Here is a 6,156-nt window from a genome sequence, read left to right as displayed (position 1 = left end):
GCGGCCATCCAAATTGTGGCCCATAGCCATGATCCATGCAGATCGTTGGCAGAGCGCCCCCCGCAAAACCCGCATACGCACAATCCGACCCACGCGAGCCATGCGGCTATTTCGTAGCCTGACGCCCTCATGCCCGCGCCCCCTCGTTCATCTCCAGAAATTGACGCATCACCATGGCCGCGCCCCCACTTTCTCGGATGGATCGCTGAACCATGTGCGTGGTCCGTCGAAGCGCATTGGAATATCGCGCCCTTCTCCATGTCGATTTTTCCGGTTCAGGAACTCAGCTTTGTCCTTCGTTTCCTCAAGCTGATCGCGCCACCTGCTTTCCCGATCGAGAAAGTCCATTTCGCTTTCACGCTCTCTTCGTTCCGGCTTCTGTTTTGAGAGGTAATAATGTTCTCGATAGATGAACGTGACGCTGTCCGCGTCCTGCTCGATCTGTCCGGAGTTTCGCAGGTCTGAGAGCGTAGGGCGCTTGTCGTCGCGCTTATCAACTTCGCGATTAAGCTGCTGTAGGATGAGCATCGGAACACCGAGAGATTTCCCGGTATGAAGAAGCCCCTGGCTGATCTCCGTCGTTTTCGCCGTCTGCTCAAGACGCGATGATGAGGCCGACATCAGGTCGAGATAATCCACGACCACAAGGCCCAACTTCCCATGCTTGCGGGCCAGCCCACGTGCAACTGCCTGTAGCCCGGTCACGCTGATCGCGGACTGATCGCAGATGAACAGCGGCAGTTTATGAATGGCTCTCTCAGCCTCCACCAGCGCGTCAAAGTCCCGCTGCGTCAATTTGACGCGCTCGGTTTCTCCATCGCTGTATCGAGATGGAACCTCACGATACCCGGTCCTGATCGCATTGACGGATATTCCTGTCCACGCGGCGATCAGCCTGCGCGTCAGGCTCTTGGCCGACATTTCTCCCGACCAGTAGAGCGTGGGGAGCCCGGACTGGACGGCGGATCGAACAGCCACCCCCAAGGCAGCGCCTGTCTTGCCCTGCCCCGGCCTGCCAGCGATCACATTGAACGTCCCCTCCTCCAATCCTCCCAGAGCGTCATCTAGGCCTCTAAACCCCGTGGAGGCTCCGATGATACCAGAACCGCTTTTGAACGCGCTCTCCGCTTCGGAAATCGCCTCTGCGGCTGCGTCCCCACCCGACCAGACGGTGCGCTTCGTCTCGACACCCGCCAAATCGAGCAGGCCGGTTTCGAGCCGATGGAGAATATCCCCTGTCTGCAATCCCTCGCCGGACAGAACCTCGGACCGGGCCTGCGTGGTGAGATCGAGGATCGTTCGACGCTCCCACGCGTCCTTGATCGCCCACCCATAATCGGGAGCGTTGATAATCCCCACGCAGGCGTCCAGCAGCTTCGCCACGTATCCAATGCCGCCAACGGCCTCCAACTGCGGCGAGCTGAGAAGCTCATTGCGAAGCGTGACAGGCGTGACGTTGATGCCTGCCTCGATCTGCCGCTTGATCTGCTGGTAAAGCCAACGGTGCGCCTCAACCGCAAACATCTCTGGCCGCAGGAATGGCGTGAGATCGAAGGCCTTGTTGTTCGTCAGGATCGCCCCAAGAAGCGCCTGCTCGGCATCGACGTTGCTGGGCGGCGGCACAAGGTTATCCCCGCGCAATCCGGCGAATGGGTCAGGCTGCGACATTGCGGGCCTCCATCCAATCAGCGGGGCTCATGCGCTCGGTTTTTTCGACCCGGCACTGAGCGGCGTAGGCGCGATACGCGGCCATTTCGCCCTCGGTCATTTCTCCGCTCGGGACAGCGGCGCGAAGTTCGTCCATCCGCCGTTCTGCGACGAATTTTGCAAGGTCTTCCGCCACCGGGCCTCTGAAATACTGGAGCCCCCTGCTTACCCCGTCCCTGTTGGAAACCCGCGTCACGGCCCCGACAATCACGCGCTCCGCCTCGTCCAGCGTCAGCCCGGCGTTGACGGCATCGCACAGCCACTGGCGCACAAACCCGATTTTCGACGATCCGGGAAATTTCACTCCGGGAGGGTCGCCGGCGATCCGTTCGCATTTCACGCCGAGGGTCATGTAGCGCTGGTTGATTTCTGCTTTGAGCCGCTGTGAGGGCGGGAGGTCGTCGTCGCTCTCGACCGGCTGCGTTGAGGCCATCGGCTCGCGCCCCCGCGCTCCTCTCTCTGGTTCTTGATGGTTCTGATGGTTATCTATAGGGGCGGTCAAATTGGCCGGTTTTGTGGACAAATTGGCCGGTCTAGCGGTCAAATTGGCCGGTTTTTTCTGGTCATTTTGGCCGGTTTTCCGGTCAAATTGTCCGGTTTTGTTTTCGGAATCGGGCGTGAGAATAAACCCTTTTGACGGATGATTTTCGTCTGCCAGAGCGATAAATCCACCTTCGATCAGTTCGGAAAGGGCCCGGCGCAATGTGCGCTCAGAAACGCCAGCGTCTTCGGCAAGCAGCATTCTCGATGGCCATGCATGCCACTCATCATTGGCAAAGTTCGCGAGTGATTTAAGAACCGCCTTACGCGATGATTTCAGGGGCTGCGATGTTGCCCAGTTCAGTGCCTTCCAGCTCATCGTGACACCTCCTGCATCTCTGCCCAGAACTGGAATATCCTCGCCGTCAGATGGTCTGTATGCCCCCACTCCTCTGTGATCGTGTCATAATCATTGTTCAGATAAACCCACCGCGAGAACGCGACGGCCATCTGCTGGCGGGCAAGCCAGAACTGAGCCAGTGCTTCACGCTCTCCACCCTGCGCCAGCATCCCGTTGATGATCGGGTCAATGCTCGCGGGTTGGGGCTGCGAATTATGGCTAGCGTTTGGGAACTGTAAAACTGTCATCTCTCATTCACTCCACATAGGAGCGAAGTCGCACCACGCCCATCGTTGACAGGCGGCAACGTGATCCGGCATGTACCAGATCAGCCGCGCAAGGGTGCATGCCTCGCGTTGGTTAGAGGGCCGGTCGAGTGGTTCCAACACTCCCGGCCTTCGCTGTTTTTGGTGTAGCACACGCCTGCACCAATCGTACAGATGCAGCACGCTGCTCCTCGGCATCTTGACCTGCAATGTCGATCATTTTTCCGATTGTCGCCATGTCGAGATCGAGCAGGTAGCAGAGCGAGAGGAATGTTGTCCCCGTCAGGAAACCACCTGTCCGCAAATAATTATATTGGCCTGTGGAGATATGAAGCTCTTGGCAGGCTTCTTGAAGCGGCAATTCGCGCGCGGCACGATACTTCTCGATCTCATTGAACATGATTCCTGCCAATTCTGGCGCACATTGGTGACGTTTGATCGGTTGGCTCTTCATGCGAGTTCTCCCCGCATCGGAAACCCAACGTCCCGCAGGACCGAGACCACATCATCCAGCGACCGGCACACCGCCACCGACATTTTCTGGCGCCGCAAAGACGCATGAATGTCGCGCTGGGCTTTCGTCGGCCTGTTGTCGCCGTGCTTCAGCTCGATAAACAGCGATCGTCCATCGTGATGGAACTCCATGTCTGGCACTCCGGCACGGCAGCCCCGCGCTTTTCTCCGTGCGCCCTCACGAGCGCCATTGAAACGGTTTTCGTTCGACCACCACTCGACCTTTTCCCGGTCGAGCAGCATTTCCAGCGCACGGGCAATCTGGGTGTGGAGAGCGTCCTCGTGGTGCTGGTGGCGCTTGCGAGGCTTCACGTCGCCATAAAGTGCATCGTCAACTATGCGCATGGCTGGCACTCCTCAAATCGTGTGATGGTGCCGACGAATTCTTCGATGAAGATGCTGGCGGCTTGCGGGACGATCGCGTTCCCGTAGCCTTTGAGGCGTTGCGTGCGCCACGCTTGCGGGTTGCTACAGAGATAGCTGCTTGGATCGCTGCATGGTCCCACGATTTTGGAAAGCCCATCAGCCAACGGGAATGTGCCGGATTCAACCGACCTCCACTTTCCATCTCGGCAGAGGAGCCAGTCAACATCGTTCCATCCTGGCACATCCTTACGGGGCCAGTCATCAATGCAATCTGGTTCAGAGAAACGGTCGCCTTTCTTCCATCTGGTCGCTCCCCTGTTGGGCTCGCGTCCTTCGCCATTTGAGAACCGGACGCGTTCCCCACCGTTGGCGTGGGCCACGCTGCGAGAAGTGACTGCCCCGGCAGCTTCAGTATCTTCTCCCGTGACCCGTCCGCCCTCGTTTTCCCGTAACAATGGGTCGACTGGCAATCGTTCGCTATCGGCGTTCCCCACCCGGCAATTAATGCCACTCTCGGCAGTTGGTCCAGCCGGGAACGACCGTCCTTTCGAGTGGTCTCCATTCCCGGCGTGTCTTTCCAATCCCGCGCGGCTGCGGGCGGCCAGGATGCAAGATTCACCGCCGTCTGTATGTTCAGGCCACCCTTTCTTCCGGATGCACCGGCGCCCGTCGTCGAGTTCGCGTGAGGCGTCGGCCATGCCGAAAAAGAGTCTGTCTCTCTGGTGCGGGGCACCCACACCCGCAGCCGGAATACCCGCCGCTGCGCAGGCGTATCCTGCAGCTTCTGCTCGCTCGAATAAATCATCGATCCAGCATTTATTGACGGCCGCCCAAACCTGCTCTCCAAAGATGAGTTCAGGGCGGATTGCAAGGACGATATTAAGCCAGACGGGGGCAAGGTGTCGTTCGTCGTCTTGGGCGAGTTGCTTTCCCGCGACACTGAAGGGCTGGCAGGGAGGTGATCCCGTGACGATTCCTGCGCGACCTTCAAGACCGGCCCAGCGAAGGGCAAGCGGCCATCCTCCGATACCTGCGAAGAAGTGCCATTGCCTGTATCCGACAAGATCCTCAGGTCGAACATCTCTGATTGATCTGGTGTCAACGAAACCGTCGGGGATTTCTCCGGCGGCGATAAGCGCACGCAACCATTCCGCTGTGTCTTTGTCCCATTCATTATAATAGACGGACATATCAAACGAACCTCCCGTTCGCTTCGCGGCGATACTCCCGCAGCATCCGGTCGCGACCGGCGAGCTGGCCTTTCAGCCGCTCAATTTCCCTGTCGCGAGATGCCACAAGCCCGAGGAACCGGGCGTTCTCATTGGAGAGGGCAGCAACCCGACGACGCAGGCGTTGGACTTCGTTGGACGGGCGCAGGGCTTGGAGGATCTTCAGCATCCGAGCGCTCTCCGATAGATATCCAGAAGCGTTTCCTGCTCTTCGACCTCGGCAGGCTCCTGCTTCCGAATGCGGATGATTTGCTTCAGTACTTTCACGTCGAAGCCAGCAGATTTCGCTTCCGAAAAGATATCCTTGATATCGCCTGAGAGGGCCTTGCGCTCTTCCTCCAGTCTTTCGACCCGCTCCACGATCGAACGCAGCCGATCGGCAGCGATGCCGCCCGTATTGTGTCCGATCTCTGTCATCGGTTCATCCCTTTCAGTGCCGGAACGCACATCGGCCGCACGCAATATCCGAGCGCATTGATCAGGCTTTCAGGAATCGTCTCGCGCTGCCCTGATAACACTGCTGAGATCACCGGCTGCGCTATGCCAATTTGGCGAGAAAGCGCACGCTGACCGCCAGCGAGTTCCACCCGGTCAGCAAGACGGCTGCGGATTTCTTCGACTGGGAAAGGTGTCATTCCACGCTCTCCCCATTGATGGTGATCGTGATGTCCTTACCCATATCCACTGCGGCTTGAATGCAAATGATCCGGCGCCGCATGTTCTTGCATGCAAACTGAAGATCATCATTCATCGCGGACAGTTCAGCGTTTTTTGCGCGTAATTCCTGAACCTCAGCCCACAGGCTTTGACGAGTAAATGCGAAGCCGATCACACCAAAACGAAGCTCCACAAAGCCGTCGCCTCGATCAAAACCAAAGCCTCGCCATTTCAAAGTTTGGATTGCTGTAGGCATTTCCTCGTTTCTTCGACCATGCGGTCGACCTTCTCTTGAAGCTCGGGGCAATCCGCCATCAGGACAATCAAGTCCTGCATCCGGGGCGCGTTCTTGCCGTAGAACCAGTTTGTGAATGCCTTAACCGTCCATCCGCGCGCCCGTGACACGCGCTTGGCGGCATTACGAAAATCCCCGTATTTCTCTTGAAGAGACGCGCTTACCGTCTCAATGCACTGTTCGTTCGTGATCATGTCAGTCGAACTTTTGGGGGAAAGATTAAACCGAGAAATTTCCATGCTG

Annotated in this window: 11 protein-coding genes; all 11 read right to left on the bottom strand. The window is 58.0% G+C overall.

Going from position 1 to position 6,156, the window contains the following annotated elements:
- Window positions 1-168 precede the first annotated feature (168 nt).
- Complete coding sequence (locus ABF824_RS05355) at window positions 169-1,668, bottom strand: replicative DNA helicase (RefSeq protein WP_415486856.1); 1,500 nt, start codon at window positions 1,666-1,668, stop codon at window positions 169-171.
- The gene (locus tag ABF824_RS05350; protein WP_415486855.1) at window positions 1,655-2,566 is read right to left on the bottom strand and encodes a helix-turn-helix domain-containing protein; all 912 of its coding nucleotides are present in this window, start codon (window positions 2,564-2,566) and stop codon (window positions 1,655-1,657) included. The genes ABF824_RS05355 and ABF824_RS05350 overlap by 14 nt, the downstream gene beginning before the upstream one ends.
- Window positions 2,563-2,835, bottom strand: a complete 273-nt coding sequence (locus ABF824_RS05345) for a hypothetical protein (RefSeq protein ID WP_415486854.1) — start codon at window positions 2,833-2,835, stop codon at window positions 2,563-2,565. The genes ABF824_RS05350 and ABF824_RS05345 overlap by 4 nt, the downstream gene beginning before the upstream one ends.
- A 112-nt stretch (window positions 2,836-2,947) precedes the next feature.
- The gene (locus ABF824_RS05340) at window positions 2,948-3,307 is read right to left on the bottom strand and encodes a hypothetical protein (protein ID WP_415486853.1); all 360 of its coding nucleotides are present in this window, start codon (window positions 3,305-3,307) and stop codon (window positions 2,948-2,950) included.
- The gene (locus ABF824_RS05335; protein ID WP_415486852.1) at window positions 3,304-3,711 is read right to left on the bottom strand and encodes a hypothetical protein; all 408 of its coding nucleotides are present in this window, start codon (window positions 3,709-3,711) and stop codon (window positions 3,304-3,306) included. The genes ABF824_RS05340 and ABF824_RS05335 overlap by 4 nt, the downstream gene beginning before the upstream one ends.
- Complete coding sequence (locus ABF824_RS05330) at window positions 3,702-4,922, bottom strand: DNA cytosine methyltransferase (protein WP_415486851.1); 1,221 nt, start codon at window positions 4,920-4,922, stop codon at window positions 3,702-3,704. Before ABF824_RS05330 ends, ABF824_RS05335 begins: the two co-directional genes overlap by 10 nt.
- A 1-nt stretch (window position 4,923) precedes the next feature.
- A complete protein-coding gene (locus ABF824_RS05325; RefSeq protein ID WP_415486850.1) occupies window positions 4,924-5,130 on the bottom strand; it encodes a hypothetical protein in 207 nt (68 codons plus the stop codon).
- Window positions 5,124-5,378: a DUF2312 domain-containing protein gene (locus ABF824_RS05320; protein ID WP_415486849.1), complete on the bottom strand. Its 255-nt coding sequence runs from the start codon at window positions 5,376-5,378 to the stop codon at window positions 5,124-5,126. The genes ABF824_RS05325 and ABF824_RS05320 overlap by 7 nt, the downstream gene beginning before the upstream one ends.
- A complete protein-coding gene (locus tag ABF824_RS05315) occupies window positions 5,375-5,596 on the bottom strand; it encodes a hypothetical protein (RefSeq protein ID WP_415486848.1) in 222 nt (73 codons plus the stop codon). The genes ABF824_RS05320 and ABF824_RS05315 overlap by 4 nt, the downstream gene beginning before the upstream one ends.
- Window positions 5,593-5,874, bottom strand: coding sequence for a hypothetical protein (locus tag ABF824_RS05310; protein WP_415486847.1), 282 nt, complete (start codon window positions 5,872-5,874; stop codon window positions 5,593-5,595). The genes ABF824_RS05315 and ABF824_RS05310 overlap by 4 nt, the downstream gene beginning before the upstream one ends.
- Window positions 5,850-6,152 (bottom strand): hypothetical protein, encoded by a 303-nt coding sequence (locus tag ABF824_RS05305; RefSeq protein WP_415486846.1) that lies wholly within the window; start codon window positions 6,150-6,152, stop codon window positions 5,850-5,852. Before ABF824_RS05305 ends, ABF824_RS05310 begins: the two co-directional genes overlap by 25 nt.
- Window positions 6,153-6,156 lie beyond the last annotated feature (4 nt).

It is taken from the genome of Acetobacter sp., from assembly GCF_047721705.1.
GTDB lineage: Bacteria > Pseudomonadota > Alphaproteobacteria > Acetobacterales > Acetobacteraceae > Acetobacter.
This window is presented reverse-complemented; position numbering and strand designations above follow the sequence as displayed.

Excerpts from the sequence above, each read along its gene's own strand:
- ABF824_RS05340 (WP_415486853.1), bottom strand. The coding sequence starts at position 3,307 with ATGAAGAGCCAACCGATCAAACGTCACCAATGTGCGCCAGAATTGGCA.
- ABF824_RS05355 (WP_415486856.1), bottom strand. The coding sequence starts at position 1,668 with ATGTCGCAGCCTGACCCATTCGCCGGATTGCGCGGGGATAACCTTGTG.
- ABF824_RS05315 (WP_415486848.1), bottom strand. The coding sequence starts at position 5,596 with ATGACACCTTTCCCAGTCGAAGAAATCCGCAGCCGTCTTGCTGACCGG.
- ABF824_RS05305 (WP_415486846.1), bottom strand. The coding sequence starts at position 6,152 with ATGGAAATTTCTCGGTTTAATCTTTCCCCCAAAAGTTCGACTGACATG.
- ABF824_RS05320 (WP_415486849.1), bottom strand. The coding sequence starts at position 5,378 with ATGACAGAGATCGGACACAATACGGGCGGCATCGCTGCCGATCGGCTG.
- ABF824_RS05335 (WP_415486852.1), bottom strand. The coding sequence starts at position 3,711 with ATGCGCATAGTTGACGATGCACTTTATGGCGACGTGAAGCCTCGCAAG.
- ABF824_RS05310 (WP_415486847.1), bottom strand. The coding sequence starts at position 5,874 with ATGCCTACAGCAATCCAAACTTTGAAATGGCGAGGCTTTGGTTTTGAT.
- ABF824_RS05345 (WP_415486854.1), bottom strand. The coding sequence starts at position 2,835 with ATGACAGTTTTACAGTTCCCAAACGCTAGCCATAATTCGCAGCCCCAA.
- ABF824_RS05350 (WP_415486855.1), bottom strand. The coding sequence starts at position 2,566 with ATGAGCTGGAAGGCACTGAACTGGGCAACATCGCAGCCCCTGAAATCA.
- ABF824_RS05325 (WP_415486850.1), bottom strand. The coding sequence starts at position 5,130 with ATGCTGAAGATCCTCCAAGCCCTGCGCCCGTCCAACGAAGTCCAACGC.
- ABF824_RS05330 (WP_415486851.1), bottom strand. The coding sequence starts at position 4,922 with ATGTCCGTCTATTATAATGAATGGGACAAAGACACAGCGGAATGGTTG.